The organism is Methylocystis sp. H62, assembly GCF_015709515.1.
Classification (GTDB): domain Bacteria; phylum Pseudomonadota; class Alphaproteobacteria; order Rhizobiales; family Beijerinckiaceae; genus Methylocystis.
Genome location: NZ_JADNQZ010000056.1, coordinates 18,172 through 33,013, shown reverse-complemented (window position 1 = coordinate 33,013; position 14,842 = coordinate 18,172). Strand labels below are relative to the sequence as shown.

Here is a 14,842-nt window from a genome sequence, read left to right as displayed (position 1 = left end):
TTGCGGCCGCGCGCGGATCCGCCATATGGGACTGCGCGGCCGCGCAGCGCTCGCGCGGGCCGTCGAGAAGCGGCTTCGACGTCTGCCCGGCGTCCTTTTCGTTCGCGCCAGCGAATTGACGGGTTCGACTCTCATCGAATTTCAGCAGCCCCTCACAAGCGCGCGGCTGATGCAGGCGCTCGAAGCGGCGGTCGCCGAAGAGCCGGCATGGGACGTCGGCGACGGCGCGTCGCTCACGCCGGAAAACGCCGCGCACGCCGAGGCGACGGAAGCGCTCGCGGCGCGTCTGGAAACGGATATCGATCGAGGCCTAACGGCGGAAGACGCGGCGGAGCGATTGCAGAAATGGGGGCGCAACGAGCTCCACCGCGCAGAGCCGCGCTCGGCGGCGATTGTTTTCGCGGAACAGTTGACCAGTCTCCCGATCGTATTGCTCGGCGCATCGGCGGTGGTGTCGCTGGCCACCGGCGGCGTCGCCGATGCGGTGATGATCGCTGCGGTGGTGCTGATCAACGCCGGCATCGCCGCAGCCACCGAACGTCAGGCGGACCGTACGATTTCGGGCCTTGCCTCGGAGGAGCTGTCGGACGCCGCCGTCGTCCGCGACGGCGCGCGATTGAGGATCGACGCGCGCGATCTTGCGCCGGGCGATCTGCTGCTGATCGAGCGCGGCGCCTTCGTGCCGGCGGACGCGCGTCTGATCGCCAGCGACGATCTGACCGTGAACGAATCGCCGCTCACCGGCGAGGCGCAACCGGCCCCAAAAGACGCAAAGATCGTTTTATCGCCGGACACGGGAGTTCCCGATCGTCGCAATATGGTGTTTCGCGGCACGGCGGTGACCGGCGGATCCGGCGTCGCCATTATCACCGCCATCGGCGCGCAGACGGAAATCGGCCGCGTGCAGCAGTTGCTCGGCGCGCTACAGCGGCCACAAACGCCTATTCAGCGCGAACTTGGCGACGTCGAGCGCGAACTTGTCATCGTCAATGGCGCCATTTGCGCGTGCGTCTTCGCTCTTGGCCTTCTGCGCGGCCACGGGCTTATCCCGACTTTGCGCAGCGCGATTTCGCTCGCCGTGGCGGCCATCCCCGAAGGGCTGCCCGCCGTCGCGACCACGACGCTGGCCTTGGGCGTGCAGGACATGCGCAAGCGCAAGGTGCTGGTGCGCAAGATCGACGCCGTGGAGACGCTTGGCGCGATCGAGACGATCGGACTCGATAAAACCGGCACGCTCACCGAAAACCGCATGGCGGCGGTGCGCGTTCACGTCGACAATGGCGCGTTTGAGTTACAGGAAGGCCGGTTGTTGCGCGACGGCGTCGATGCCGACGCCGTAACAATCGATATTGCGCGTCGCCTCTTCGAAGCCGCGACGCTGTGCAGCGACGCAGCCGTCGCGCCGGCGGCGAAAGGTTGGGAGATCGACGGCACGCCGACCGAAACCGCGCTGATCGAAGCGGGCGTGGCGATGGGCGTCGATCCTATCGCTTTGCGTCGCTCTGCGCCTATGGCGACCTGCGTGGCGCGCGGGGAAGGCCGCAAGCGCATGAGCACGCTCCACGAAGCGATCGGCGGCGCGCGCGTGCTCTGCGTCAAAGGCGATCCGGTCGAGGTGCTGGCGCGTTGCGCCACTCACAGGATCGCCGATGGCGCCGCGCCGCTCGACGGCCCGGCGCGGGCCGCCATTCTCAAGGCCAATGAACACATGGCTGGCGACGCGCTTCGCGTTCTTGGCGTCGCGGTCGGCGAAGCGGGCGGCGATCCCCGTGACGAGCATGATCTCGTGTGGCTCGGCCTTGCCGGCATCGCGAATCCTATTCGCGCCAGCGTTGGCCCGGCGCTCAAGCAGCTGCATCGAGCCGGCGTGCGCACGGTGATGATCACCGGCGATCAAAGCGCGACCGCCTTCGCCATCGCGCGTCGCCTGGATCTCAATCATGGCGGCGAGCTGCGCGTGCTCGAAGCCGGGCAGATGGCGAAGATGCAGCCCGAGATGCTCGAGGCGCTGGCGAGGCAGCCGCATGTCTTCGCGCGCGTCAGCCCCGTCGACAAGCTCAACATCGTCAAGGCGCTGCAAGGCCACGGCCATATCGTGGCGATGACCGGCGATGGCGTCAACGACGGCCCCGCCTTGCGCGCGGCGGACGTCGGAATCGCCATGGGTGGCGAAGGCGCCGACGTCGCCCGTCAGGTCGCCGACATCGTGCTCGCGACCGACGACATGGATGGCATCGTCGAGGCCATACGACTCGGCCGCGCCACCTATGCGAATATTCGCAAGGTCCTGCGCTATCTCGTTTCGACCAACGCATCCGAAACGATCGCCATGCTCGGCGCCGCGCTGGTGGGCGGTGAGCCGTTGACGCCGATGCAGCTGCTCTGGCTCAATCTGGCGACCGACGCGCTGCCGGCGATCGCGCTGGGACTTGAGCCGCCGGAGCCCGACGTGCTCGACAGGCCGCCACATGATCCGAAAGCGCCGATTCTCGCCGCCTCCGATTTTAGGCGCATTCTTCGCGAGGGATCGGTGATGGGCGTTGCGGCGCTGTTCGGCTATTTCAGCCTCGGCGGCGGCGCAGGCGGCGCGCGCGCCAGCACCGTCACCTTTCACGGCCTCACCTGCGGCCAGTTGCTCCACAGTCTGGCCTGTCGTTCGGAGTTACGCGGATTAAGCTCCGAGGTCGGCAGGCCGCCCAATTCGACGCTCTATGGCGCCGTGGGCGCGACCCTGCTGCTGCAGGCGGGCGTGCAACTCTTTCCGTTGACCCGGCGCCTTCTCGGCCTGTCGCCGCTCGGCGCCGGCGACCTGTTGCGGATCGGCGCCATCGCCCTCGGTAGTTCGCTCGCCAACGACATCATCGGCAGAATCGCCGATCGCGAAGAGGCGCCGCCGCGCGGCAACGGAGAAAGCCATGTCGCCTGACATGATCTTCACGTCGGAGTCGGTGACGCCGGGGCATCCCGACAAGCTCTGCGATCAGATCAGCGATGCGGCCATCGATGCGCTGCTGCGTGAAGACGATCGCGCGCGCGCAACTGTGGAGTGCGCCCTGGCGACGGGCGTCGTCTTTCTCGCCGCGCGATACGCCGCCGACGCGCTCGTCGATTTGCCGGCGCTCGCGCGCACGGTCATGCAGGAGGCCGGCTACGCCGCGGGGAGCTTCGACGCGCGCAATTGCTCGATACTGACGAGCTTCGTCGAATTGCCACTCGAGGCGCGCGAGCCGCCTTTAGCGGAGCTTGATGACGACGCGGCGGTCAGCAGGCGCGTCGCGCATGAGCAAGCCAATGTTTTCGGCTACGCCTGTCGCGACACGCCTGAATTCATGCCGGCGCCGATCAGCCTCGCGCATAGGGTCGCGCGGGCGCTCGACGCCGCACGGCGCGACGGATTCTCGTCGCTCTCGCCCGACGCCAAGACGCAAGTCTCCGTCGAATTTCGTGGCGGTCGTCCCGCGCGTATTTATGGGGTTTCGCTGACCGTCGCCTTTGACGGCGCGGCGATGGACGACGATAAGTTCGGACAGCTGCGCGCGATCGCGCTCGATGCGCTTTCCGCGGGCGACTTGAGGCCGGACGCCCACACGAGCGTTCACGTCAATGCCGGCGAACCCTTCGAAATCGGCGGACCGGCGCGCCATGCCGGCCTGACCGGGCGCAAGAGCGGGATCGATACGTATGGCGAGATCGCGCGCCAGAGCGGCTCGGCGCTGTCAGGCAAGGACCCTTCGCGCATCGAACGCGCCGGCGCTTACGCGGCGCGGCACGCCGCCAAGAATATCGTCGCGGCGGGCCTTGCCGAGCGCTGCGAAGTTCACCTGGCTTACGCGGCGGGGCAGGCGGAGCCCATCAGTCTCTCGGTCGAGACCTTCGGCACAGGCTATCTGGCGGATGAGAAAATCGCCAAACGTCTCGCCGCGCTCCTGGATTTCCGCCCTGGCTCGATCGTCCGCCGCTTCGGCTTGCGCACCGCGCCCCAGATGTGCGGCTCGGCAGGCTTCTATCTGCCGCTCGCGACCTACGGACATTTCGGCCGCGCCGATCTCGACCTCCCGTGGGAAGCGACCGACCTCGCTGAGGCGCTCAGGGGTTAGGACTAATCGCCATTGCCGCCGTCGCCATCCGGCGACCAGACTCCGCCCAGCCGGCTCGCATACCAAAGAAGCGTGATCGCCGGCGGCAAAACGCTCTCCTTCGACATTTGCCACAGCGCCGCTGCAAAGAGCGCCAGCGCCGCGACGACCTTTGGATCGATGGAAACTTCGGGCGCCGCGCGCGCGGCGTGAGGCGCTTCGCCGACGACAAAGAGCCGCGCCTCCTGCGCCGCGACGCCGATGCGCGCCAAGGGTCCGCTGTGCTGAATGAGCACGCTGCCTGTCAGCGGCGCCACCTCGACGGCGCGAACGCCGGCGATCGCCGACAGGCCCTTGGCGACCGAAGCGAAATAAGCGGCGTCGCCGCGGCGGTCGGCGACACGCAGGCGCGCGCGGCCGGGCATGGCGTGGGCCAGCTGCGCCAGGGGCAGGATTGCGTCGTTCATCTACGCGCTCTCGCCTGCGGCCCGTGAGGCGGGAGCCTCGCCTGCTGGCGCGGCGCTCTCGGGCTTCGCCGTCGCTGTGGACGTGGCCTCGGTCTTTGCTTGCGCAGCCTTCGTCTGCGCCGCGGTCATTGCTGCAGCGAAAATATCGGCCACGGCCTCGGCCTTCGCTTCGGCGAAGAGATCTTCGGCGGCTTCGGCGAGTTCGGCGCCTTGCACGCGCGCTTCGTGATAGGCCATCACTGCGGCTTTCATCGCCGCCTTGGCGATCGGGCGCACGCGCTGCGTTCCCTGACGGTTGAGAAGCAAAACCGCGGCGGCGCCCGTCAAAGCGCCCAACGCAAATCCAAAGGGTTTCATCACTTCGACTCCGGTCCGATTCGCTGAAGGCCGCCAGGGCCAAGCGACGACGGCGAGGAAATTCTATCAAGACATCCTATCAGCAACAATCGACGCGATCGCGAAAAGAGCGCGCGGGCGCGGTCACATAACTGTAACGTGACGCGTTCCTATGAGCTACGGCTACCCGCTGCTTAATCGGCCCGGACGCAGCTCGTCTCTCCGAAACATCGTGGAAGACATGACCGCAATGTCCCGTAACCCGACGCTAGACCGCCTGCCTCCAGTGGAGATGAACGGCCAGACCGTGGGGCGCTATCTTGTGACGTCCGTGCCTGTGGCCCGCTCGCGGGAAAGCGCCGGCGAGGCGCGGGCGCGGTTGATTGGCCAGCGTTTCGACGACGCCTCGCATGTTTTCGTGCTCGCCGAAGACGGTCGCCTCATCGGCGTCGTCGCCATACGCGATCTGCTTGGGGCGCCGGAGACGACGCCGCTGCATGACATTGCCCGAACGGCCGAAGCCTACAGCGTCCCGCTCGGCGCGGATCGCGAAGCTGCGGCCAGCGTCGCCATCCACTCGGGCCTGTCGATCTTGGCCGTCTGCGACGCCGAAGGAAGATTTCTCGGCGCCGTGCCGGCGCGCGCGCTCATGACCATCTTGCGCGACGAGCATCTTGAGGATCTGCATCACATGGTGGGCATCCTCGGCAAGTCGGAGGCTGCAAGAGACGCGTTGACAGCCGCGCCGCACCGTCGCGCGCTTTATCGATTGCCCTGGCTGCTCGTCGGCATGGCCGGCAGCGCCGCGGCGACCGCGATGATGTCGCGCTTCGAAACTGCGCTCAGCGCGCATATCGCCGTTGCCTTCTTTATCCCCGCGATCGTCTATCTCGCGGATTCGGTCGGCACGCAGTCGGAAGTCGTGGTCATCCGCGGCCTCTCCCTCACCGATTCGGCCTTGCTGCCGCTTTTCGCCGGCGAGCTCGGCACCGGGGCGCTGCTCGGCGCGATGCTCGGCGGTCTCGCTTTCCCGATCGTCTGGTTCTTCTTTTCGAGCGTCGGCCTCGCCGCGACCGTCGGAATTTCGCTGGCGGTCGCGAGCACCATCGCCACGACGTTCGGATTTCTCATGCCTTGGTTGTTTGCAAGGCTCGGCTATGACGCAGCGCTCGGCTCCGGCCCGGTCGCGACCGTGGTGCAGGACACGTTTTCGCTCTTGACCTATTTTGTCGTCGCTTCTTGGCTGGTGTTCTGAGCTGCGCGTTTGAAGCGTGCGGCGGTCAATCACGACGCCTGAAGGCCGCGACGGCGCAAGGTTCGAGAAGGCGCTCGCCGATCAAGAGAGTCGCTTCGCCGACCAGCGCCGAAATATCCGTCGTCGTCGCGCCGTAATTGAAAATGTAGCGCATCGCGCCATTGTCGCGGACGCGGATATCTTCGGCGAGATCGAGCGTCGATATGCCGGCGACATGAGCAACATGGCGCAGCATGTTGTTCAGCAATTCTTCGTCCGGCCAACCGGCGAGATAAAAGACGTTCTCGGATCGCGCGAGCGCAGTTTCGCGGTCTTCCGATCTGAACTCGGGCGTGACGCTCTCGCCGAGCGCCAAGAATTCGCGCCACCGCACGAAAGCGCCATGTCCGGAAAGCGTAATCCGTGCGCCGGGCCGAAGGCTTTCGACTCGTCTGACGCGAATGTCGATGATGCGTCGCAAAACGCCGGGAGGGAGATCCGCCGGTATTTGAAAGTCGGCCGTCTTTGATCCCGCGCGCGGACCAAGCAGCACTGTCCCGCTGCTTTTCGCCAGCGCCTCTGCGAAGTCGTGAGACGGTGCAAAAAGCGCGGGGACAAGGATCAGCGTTCGATCAGCGATCGCCGCCGCGGTCGGCGGAACGACGTCGACGGAAAGTCCCGCGCGCCGCAGCGCCCGATAGAAGCACATGACAAGATCGAAATAAGAAAAGTCCTGACCTTGCGGCTCGATGCGCCACGCCCAGGCGCTTTCATAATCGAAGACCAGCGCCACCTCTGCGCGCGCCGTTTCGACGCGCGCATCGAGCATGGCGAGCTCCTCCGAAATGCGCGCGACGTCATGACAGGCGTCGTTCGGCTCGGCGTTCGGCAGCAGCAGCGCTTCGTGCATCTGCTCTTGCGCGAAAGGCGCCTGCCGCCAGCGAAAATAACTCACCGCCTCGGCGCCGGCGGCGAAAGCCTCGAAGGTCCAGAGCCGTACGGCGCCCCTCGCGGGCGCCGGATTCCACGGCGCCCAATTCACCGGCCCCGGTTGCTGCTCCATCACCTGCCATCTGCCGCGTCCGCATGCGCGGTAGAGATCGTGATGAAAGGCCTGAAAGTCGGGATCGCCGACGCGCATGTAGCGCAGCTTGAAGGCGTCGTCGTGAGAGGAGCGTTCCAGAAACCCGAGCGGGTAGCTGTCCCACGCAGCGATATCGAGATCATCGGACAGCGCATAGTGGTCGAAGTCGACGAACGCGCCCATGAAGTTGTGGAGGATCGTCGCATCCGGCGCGCGACGCCGGATGATCTGCGCTTGGCGCCGGTTGAAGGCGACGACCTGATCGGATGAGAAGCGCTGGAAATCCATCAGATGCGACGGATTGGCCTCGGTGACGGTCAGGTTCGGCAGCTCGATCTCATCGAAGCTTCGATAGTCCATCGACCAGAAGACATTGCCCCAGGCTTCGTTCAGCGTTTCGATCGTGCGATATTTAGCCTCGCACCATCGCCGAAACGCCTGCAGAGCGGCCGGCGAATAGCTGAGCACCGTGTCGTGGCAGCCATATTCATTGTCGGTCTGCCACGCCGCTACAGCGGGGTGGCCGCCGAAGGCGCGCGCCAGATGCTCGACGATGCGGTCACATTCTTGAGCGTAGCCTTCGTGGCTGAAGCAATAGTGTCGGCGCGAACCGAATTTGCGCGGCCTGCCGTCGGCGTCGAGCGCCGCCATCTCCGGCATCTTGTCGACGAGCCATTTGGGCGGCGTCGCCGTTGGCGTCCCAAGGACGACCTTAAGTCCGGCGTGGTCCAGCGTCTCGATCGCCCGGCTCAGCCAATCGAAGCGATAGGCGCCCTCGCTGGGCTCTAGCCGTGACCAGGCGAATTCGCCAATCCGAACAAAGGAGAGACCTAGCTCCTTCATCATGGCCGCGTCTTCGCTCCAGCGTGACTGAGGCCAATGTTCAGGATAGTAGCAAACGCCAAGGCGTTGACGTGTCATGTGCGGACTATCATTTGATCCCCTACCGCCGATCCGATGCGGCGTCGCCTTGACGATTTGATGACAATGGGATTGTTGCCGGAATGGAGTCGAGGATCGAGCAAGGTCTGATTGCCGCCTTCCGCCGCAGTTTCGAGCGCGAGCCACGCCTTTTTCGGGCGCCGGGCCGCATCAATCTCATTGGCGAGCATACCGACTACAATGACGGCTTCGTCATGCCGGCGGCGCTTGATCTCTCGATCTGGGCCGCCATTGCGCCGCGTTCCGACCGCCGCTTGCGCATAGGCTCGCTTGTGATGGATGAAGTCGTCGAATTCGACCTCGACGACGCGAACGCACAGCCGCGCGGCGATTGGACCGATTATGTGCGTGGCGTGGCGATTTTTCTTGAGCGCGCCGGTTACAAGCTGAGCGGCGCGGATCTCGTCCTCGACGGAAATCTGCCCATCGGCGCCGGACTCTCAGCCTCGGCGGCGTTTGAAGTCGCCGCGGGCTTCGCGCTTTTGACGATCTCCGGCTGCGAGGTCGACAGAGTCGAACTCGCCAAGATCTGTCAGCGCGCCGAAAATCAATTCGTCGGCGTTCGCTGCGGCATTATGGACCAATACATATCGTGCTGCGCCGTCGAAGGGAGCGCCCTGCTGCTCGACTGCCGCAGTCTCGTTTCGCGGAAAGTTGCGATAGATCCGAACGCGCGTCTTGTCATTTGCGACACGATGGTGCGACATCAACTCGCGAGCGATGAATATAATTCGCGTCGCGAGGACTGCGAACGCGCGGTCGCGGCGATCTCGACGCGGCTCGACGGCGTATCGGCGCTGCGGGACGTGACGTTTGCGCAATTGATGCGATACGCGGATTCGATGCCCGAGCTCATCTTTCGCCGCGCGCGTCACGTCGTCGGCGAGATCGATCGCACGCTGCGCGCCGCCGCGGCGCTGGACGCGGGCGACCTTAAGGAATGCGGCCGTCTCATGTATCTTTCGCATGAAAGTCTGCGCGACGATTATGAAGTGAGCTGCGCCGAACTCGATCTCATGGTCGAGATCGCCCGCAGCCTTCCGGGAGTTTATGGCGCTCGGATGATGGGCGGCGGATTTGGCGGCTGCACCATCAATCTGGTGGAAGCGAGCCGCGCTGAAGCTTTCGAGCAGGCGATGGCTGACAGATATCGCGCCGCGACCGGCGTTATGCCGCCCATCCTCACCTGCGTGCCCGGTCCTGGCGCGGGCCCTGTCGGCGATTAGGAGCGGCTCGTGTCCTTGCTCAGCAACGCCTCGCATCGCCGTCTCAACCAGCTCACCGGCGAGTGGGTGCTCGTCTCGCCGCATCGGACCAGCCGGCCATGGCAAGGCCAGGTCGAAAAGGATCGCGTAACGGATCGGCCTAGATACGACCCGTCCTGCTATCTGTGTCCTGGAAACGCGCGGGCGAATGGCGAACGCAACCCGGCCTATAGGGGCGTTTTTGCGTTCGATAACGACTTCGCGGCGCTCACGCCGCAGGCGTCAGTGGAGGAGGTCGTTCAAGACGGACTGCTTGTCGCCGAAGGGGAGACCGGCCGGTGCCGCGTGCTGTGTTTCTCGCCGCGCCACGATCAGACTTTATCGCGCATGACCGTTCCCGAGATCGTCCCCGTCATTGACGCATGGCGGGAGGAAACCATTGGTCTGGGCGAACTCGACGCGATCAATTACGTGCAGATTTTCGAAAATCGCGGCGCGGCCATGGGCGCGAGCAATCCGCATCCGCACTGTCAGATCTGGGCGACGCAGAGCATTCCGAACGAAGCCGCCAAGGAATCGGCGCGGCAGAGCGCATATCTGGCGAAGAACGGCTCCTGTCTCCTGTGCGACTATCTTGCGCTTGAGCAAAGCCTCGGCGAGCGAATCGTTTGCCACAACGATCATTTCGTTGCGCTCGTGCCGTTCTGGGCGATCTGGCCGTTTGAAACCATGGTGCTGGCCACAAGGCATATCGGCTCTTTTGACGATCTTACCGGAGACGAGATTGAGGCGCTCGCCGACATCCTTCGTCGGCTGACCATTCGCTACGATAATCTGTTCGAAACCGACTTCCCCTATTCGATGGGCTTCCACCAGCGTCCGACAGACGGCGCGCCGCACGCCGACTGGCATTTTCATGCGCATTTCTATCCGCCGCTGCTGCGTTCGGCGAGCGTGCGGAAATTCATGGTGGGCTTTGAGTTGCTGGGCGAACCCCAACGCGACATCACGCCGGAAGCCGCGGCGGCGCGTTTGCGCGAAGTCTCCGAAACGCATTATCTGGATACGCCCACACGATAAGCAGGGCTCGGTGAATGAGAAAAAGCGCGATCACCGTCGAAGCCGCAGCGCAGCTCGTTCCCGACGGAGCACGCGTCATGATCGGCGGGTTTCTTGGCGTCGGGTCGCCTGATCGGTTGATCGACGCGCTCGTCGCGCGTGGCGCGCGCGCATTGACGATCATCGGCAACGACACAGCCTATCCGAATGTCGGCGTCGGCAGGCTGATCGAAGCGGGATGCGTTGCGCGCGCGGAGGTCTCGCATATCGGCACCAATCCGACCACGCAGCGGTTGATGAGCGCCCGCGCGATCGACGTGGAGCTCATACCGCAAGGCACGCTCGCCGAACGCATTCGTGCCGCGGGCAGCGGGCTTGGCGGCGTCCTGACGCCGACCGGCGTGGGCACGATCGTCTCGGACGGCAAGCAGGTCATTGAGATCGACGGCGCGAGCTTTCTCATCGAGAAGCCGCTGCGGGCGGATTTCGCCCTGCTGCGCGCGCATGAGGCCGACTATTACGGCAATCTGACCTATCGTCTGACGGCCGCAAATTTCAACCCGGTCATGGCCTTCGCCGCGGACTGCGTCATCGTCGAAGCTAACGAGATTGTGCCGGTTGGAGTCATTCCGCCCGACGCGGTGCGCACGCCGGGCGTGCTCGTCACGCACATCGTGGGCAGGGCGCGCTGATGGACGCCAAGGACATCATCGCGCGCCGCGTCGCTCTGGAGGTGCGCGACGGCATGCTCGTCAATCTCGGAATCGGCCTGCCGACTCTCGTGGCGCGTTTTATCCCGCAGGGGATGTCGGTCGCCATGCAGAGCGAAAATGGCCTGATCGGCTTCAGCGCGCCGGTGCCTGAAGGGATGGAAAATCGCGATCTCATCGACGCTGGCGGCGGGTTCATCGCGGCGCTGCCGGGCGCCGCCAGTTTCGACAGCGCGACGAGCTTCGCGCTGATTCGAGGCGGCCATGTCGACATGGCGGTGCTTGGCGCACTGCAGATCGACGCCGCGGGACGTCTCGCCAGCTGGATGATTCCCGGAAAGTTTACGCCGGGGATGGGGGGCGCCATGGACCTCGTCGCGGGCGCCAAGCGCGTCATCGTGGCGATGCAGCACGCCGCCAAGGGCGAGCCGAAGATCGTCGAATCTCTCACCTTGCCGCCGACGGCGGCGCGGCGCGTCAGCCTGATCGTGACGGAGCTTGCCGTCATCGAGCCGACCGATGAGGGGCTGGCGCTACGCGAACGCGCGCCCGGCGTCAGCGTCGCGGAGATCGTCGCCTGCACGGGCGCGCGGCTCATCGTGCAGGAAGTTACGCCTGAGATGCCTCTCTGTCGCGATTAGCAGGCAGGCGCCGATACTTGATATCGGCCACGCTCGATACAGGTATCGCTCTGGCCGCGTCGCGCACTTTGCACAGCGGTCTTAGCGCTAAACGAAAGAGCAACCGATGAGTAAGCTGTTGATCTTTTCTCTTACCGCCTTCATTGGCCTCGCCGCGTTCAATCCCGCGACAGCCCGGACGATGGACAAGCAGCGCACGGCCTGCGAGCGCGATTCCCACAAGTTCTGCGCGGCGGAAGAGCCCAATGCGATCGCCGTCGAAAGGTGCCTGCGCGCGCATATGAACGAGCTTTCAAGCGCCTGCAAACGCCAGTTCAGGGCACAGCGCCGCTAACTCAGCGTGTCGCTAGAGAAATGCCGGCGCTGGCCCCGCGGATTCCGCCGAGGGTCGGGCGTCGTGAGGATGCACGGCTGATTGCAGCGCCTTCACAGGCCCACTAAACTGCCGGTCATGAACCGGCTGTCGAAAAGCGCCAAGGCGTTGGGTGTGTTACTTGCCGCCAGCGTGCTGGCTTTGGGCGCGTGCGCCGTATCGGCGCGCGCCGCGCCCTGCGGATCGTCGGCGCCCGGTTTTAGCCAATGGCTCGAGCAGATGAAACGCGCCGCCGCCGCGGAAGGCGTTTCGCAGCGGACGCTCGACGCTGCGCTGGCCGGCGTAACCTATGATCACGCGGTGATTGGCCGCGACCGTGGACAGCGGATTTTTCACCAAAGTTTCGAGAAGTTTTCGAGTCGCCTGGTGACGCCCGCCCGCTTGAACAAGGCGCGGGCGATGCTTCAGCGGCACGCGGCGCTGCTCGCACAGATCGAGGCGCGTTATGGCGTTCCCGGAGCGGTGCTCGTGGCGATCTGGGGATTGGAAACGGGCTTTGGCGCCGACAATGGGCGCTTCAGGACGATGCAGGCGCTCGCGACGCTCGCCTATGACTGCAGGCGCTCCGCGCAATTTAACGAAGAGCTGAAGCATGCGCTGAAAATCGTTGAGCGCGGCGACATGTCCCCGGCGCAGATGCGCGGCGACTGGGCTGGAGAAATCGGCCAGACGCAATTCATGCCTTCCTCCTATCTGACATATGGCGTCGATTTCGACGGGGACGGCAGACGTGATCTCATACGATCCACGCCAGACGCGCTCGCCTCGACGGCGAATTTCCTCAAGGGGAAAGGTTGGCGCACGGGCGCGGGCTGGAATGAAGGCGAGCCGAACTTCGCGGTTTTGCTCGAGTGGAATCAGGCGCGCGTTTATGTAAAAACCATCGCCCTGCTGGCGACGAAGCTCGCGGGCGCGCAATGAGCGGCGTCGTTGCGCTGTTCGCGTGCATGCTCAAAGACCGCTGAACAAGCCGCTCTCTTGGATTTCAGCGAATTCTTCCTTGAAAAAGTTCATTGTTCTAAATTTTGACTGAGCTATAAGGCTCACGGTTCCGCCGCCTCACCAGCGCAGGTTTTGCCATGCCTTACGCCTCAGTCCCAAAATTTCGCCGCAGCATCTTGATGCTTGCGCTTTGTGCGGGCGCGTCCGGCGTTTCGCTCTCCGCGTCGGCGCAAAGCAAACTGCCAAAATGCTCCGAGGAAAACATCTCGAAGCAGTGCTTCGGCGTGGTAACCGCGCCGGACGGCAACCGCTATATCGGAGAGATGAAGGGCGGCAAGGCCAACGGCAAAGGCGCGCTCATTTTCACGGACGGCAAGAAATACGGGGGCCAATTCCGCGACGGCGCGCCAAATGGCAAGGGAACCATCACACATCCTGACGGCGAGTCCTACACCGGCGATTTCAAGGACGGGAAGAAAAGCGGGCAGGGCAAATTGGTGGCTGCTGACGGAAAAATCTATGTCGGCCAGTTCAAGGAGGACGTTCCCAACGGCATGGGCGCCGTCACCATGCCAGACGGCAAGAAGTTCTCCGGAAAGTTCGTTGACGGCGAACTTGCCGTGAAGCCGAATGCCGGCAGCGCGGCGCGGAACGAACAGAAGGGGTCGAAAAACGGTCTGCCGCCTTGCGACGTCAGTTTGGCGACGCCTTGGAAGCGCTGCGTCGGGGGACTGAAGTTTCCAAACGGCGACTTTTATGCGGGCGAGTTCCGCGACGGAAAAGCAACGGGGCGCGGCACGATCAGGTTCGCGTCCGGCGGCCAATATGTCGGGGAGTTCCGCGACGGCGTTCGTCACGGCAAGGGCACTTACACGATCGCCAACGGCGAAAGCTACAGCGGCGAATTCGTCAACGGCCGGATCGTCGGCAAAGGCGCTTACACATTTCCCGACGGCAAGAAGTATGTGGGCGAATTCCGCGACGGACGCCCGCACGGCAAGGGCATTCTCACCCTGCCGAATGGCGCCTCCTACCGCGGCGAGTTCCAGAATGGCGAGCCGGACGGACAGGGAACGATGAGCTTGCCCGATGGCCAGTCGCAGAGCGGAATCTTTAGAGCGGGCAAATATCAGCCCCAATAGATCGCGTGGGCTCGGCGCGCCAGCGGGCGCGGGATCATAGATGATCGGCCGGGGCGCGCCGCCTTGCTGACGCAAAGTGCATGAAACAGAAAACCCCAGCCGGAGGCTGGGGTTTTGCGGTTTCGGCGGTCTTACGTTTCGCCGCGCCTACTGGATGGGCGTGACGATCGAGGCTTGCGCATTATTATTAATGGAAATGTTGTCAGAGTCGGTCTTGCTGATCGTGGCGCCTGCGGAGTCGATGATGCTGCCGATCGCGAAGGCTTGCTTGTCGATGTTTACATTGCTCTGATTCTGGTTACCCGATCCAAGATCGACCATGCTTCCGCCGACCGAGCCGTTTTGAACGACGGCGGCGTTATTGTTCACGCCGATCTGTGTGACGGCCGAATAATTGTTGCCGTACGCTTGGGACTGATTCTGGTTCTGATTGTTCTGACCGTCGGCGAGGGCCGAACCGGCAGCGAGCGTGCAGAAGGATATTGTCGCGATCAGCTTTTTCATGGGTCTGGTCCCTGGAAGTTGGCCTTCGTTGTTCGGATACTGCCTACTGTCACCCTAGCTTTGCAGCGCGCTGCGGTCGATCGTTTCGACCTCGACGAACTGCGATAGAATCCTCGATGTGGCCGAA

General features: G+C 64.2%; 14 protein-coding genes. 10 read left to right on the top strand and 4 right to left on the bottom strand.

What is annotated here, in order from left to right; genetic code table 11:
• The first annotated feature begins 25 nt into the window (after nucleotides 1-25).
• Nucleotides 26-2,926: a cation-translocating P-type ATPase gene (locus IYY11_RS14185; RefSeq protein WP_246719985.1), complete on the top strand. Its 2,901-nt coding sequence runs from the start codon at nucleotides 26-28 to the stop codon at nucleotides 2,924-2,926.
• On the top strand, nucleotides 2,916-4,097 hold the full coding sequence (locus IYY11_RS14180; RefSeq protein WP_196404451.1) for a methionine adenosyltransferase: 1,182 nt from the start codon (nucleotides 2,916-2,918) through the stop codon (nucleotides 4,095-4,097). Before IYY11_RS14185 ends, IYY11_RS14180 begins: the two co-directional genes overlap by 11 nt.
• A gap of 2 nt (nucleotides 4,098-4,099) precedes the next feature.
• Here the strand turns inward: IYY11_RS14180 and IYY11_RS14175 are convergent, their stop codons facing one another.
• Both IYY11_RS14175 and IYY11_RS14170 read right to left on the bottom strand, forming a co-directional pair.
• Nucleotides 4,100-4,543 carry a hypothetical protein gene (locus IYY11_RS14175; protein ID WP_196404450.1) on the bottom strand — a complete coding sequence of 148 codons (444 nt, stop codon included), beginning with the start codon at nucleotides 4,541-4,543 and terminating at the stop codon, nucleotides 4,100-4,102.
• Nucleotides 4,544-4,900, bottom strand: a complete 357-nt coding sequence (locus IYY11_RS14170) for a DUF5132 domain-containing protein (RefSeq protein ID WP_196404449.1) — start codon at nucleotides 4,898-4,900, stop codon at nucleotides 4,544-4,546. It abuts the gene before it with no gap.
• Between the two features lie 220 nt (nucleotides 4,901-5,120).
• Between IYY11_RS14170 and IYY11_RS14165 the strand changes: the two genes are divergently transcribed.
• A complete protein-coding gene (locus IYY11_RS14165) occupies nucleotides 5,121-6,134 on the top strand; it encodes a magnesium transporter (protein ID WP_246719984.1) in 1,014 nt (337 codons plus the stop codon).
• Between the two features lie 25 nt (nucleotides 6,135-6,159).
• Here IYY11_RS14165 and IYY11_RS14160 read toward each other — a convergent pair whose 3' ends face one another.
• Nucleotides 6,160-8,118 (bottom strand): beta-galactosidase, encoded by a 1,959-nt coding sequence (locus IYY11_RS14160; RefSeq protein ID WP_196404448.1) that lies wholly within the window; start codon nucleotides 8,116-8,118, stop codon nucleotides 6,160-6,162.
• A gap of 83 nt (nucleotides 8,119-8,201) precedes the next feature.
• Between IYY11_RS14160 and galK the strand changes: the two genes are divergently transcribed.
• From galK to IYY11_RS14125, 7 genes are all read left to right on the top strand, one after another.
• Nucleotides 8,202-9,365, top strand: coding sequence for a galactokinase (gene galK, locus IYY11_RS14155; RefSeq protein WP_196404447.1), 1,164 nt, complete (start codon nucleotides 8,202-8,204; stop codon nucleotides 9,363-9,365).
• Between the two features lie 9 nt (nucleotides 9,366-9,374).
• Nucleotides 9,375-10,424 (top strand): UDP-glucose--hexose-1-phosphate uridylyltransferase, encoded by a 1,050-nt coding sequence (locus IYY11_RS14150; RefSeq protein WP_196404446.1) that lies wholly within the window; start codon nucleotides 9,375-9,377, stop codon nucleotides 10,422-10,424.
• 14 nt (nucleotides 10,425-10,438) lie between these two features.
• Nucleotides 10,439-11,095 (top strand): CoA transferase subunit A, encoded by a 657-nt coding sequence (locus IYY11_RS14145; RefSeq protein WP_196404445.1) that lies wholly within the window; start codon nucleotides 10,439-10,441, stop codon nucleotides 11,093-11,095.
• A complete protein-coding gene (locus IYY11_RS14140; RefSeq protein WP_196404444.1) occupies nucleotides 11,095-11,754 on the top strand; it encodes a 3-oxoacid CoA-transferase subunit B in 660 nt (219 codons plus the stop codon). Before IYY11_RS14145 ends, IYY11_RS14140 begins: the two co-directional genes overlap by 1 nt.
• A 106-nt stretch (nucleotides 11,755-11,860) precedes the next feature.
• Nucleotides 11,861-12,088, top strand: coding sequence for a hypothetical protein (locus tag IYY11_RS14135; RefSeq protein WP_196404443.1), 228 nt, complete (start codon nucleotides 11,861-11,863; stop codon nucleotides 12,086-12,088).
• Nucleotides 12,089-12,205: 117 nt separating this feature from the next.
• Complete coding sequence (locus tag IYY11_RS14130) at nucleotides 12,206-13,048, top strand: lytic transglycosylase domain-containing protein (protein ID WP_196404624.1); 843 nt, start codon at nucleotides 12,206-12,208, stop codon at nucleotides 13,046-13,048.
• Nucleotides 13,049-13,248: 200 nt separating this feature from the next.
• On the top strand, nucleotides 13,249-14,211 hold the full coding sequence (locus IYY11_RS14125) for an MORN repeat-containing protein (protein ID WP_246719982.1): 963 nt from the start codon (nucleotides 13,249-13,251) through the stop codon (nucleotides 14,209-14,211).
• Between the two features lie 147 nt (nucleotides 14,212-14,358).
• Here the strand turns inward: IYY11_RS14125 and IYY11_RS14120 are convergent, their stop codons facing one another.
• Nucleotides 14,359-14,715 (bottom strand): hypothetical protein, encoded by a 357-nt coding sequence (locus IYY11_RS14120; RefSeq protein WP_124739159.1) that lies wholly within the window; start codon nucleotides 14,713-14,715, stop codon nucleotides 14,359-14,361.
• Nucleotides 14,716-14,842 lie beyond the last annotated feature (127 nt).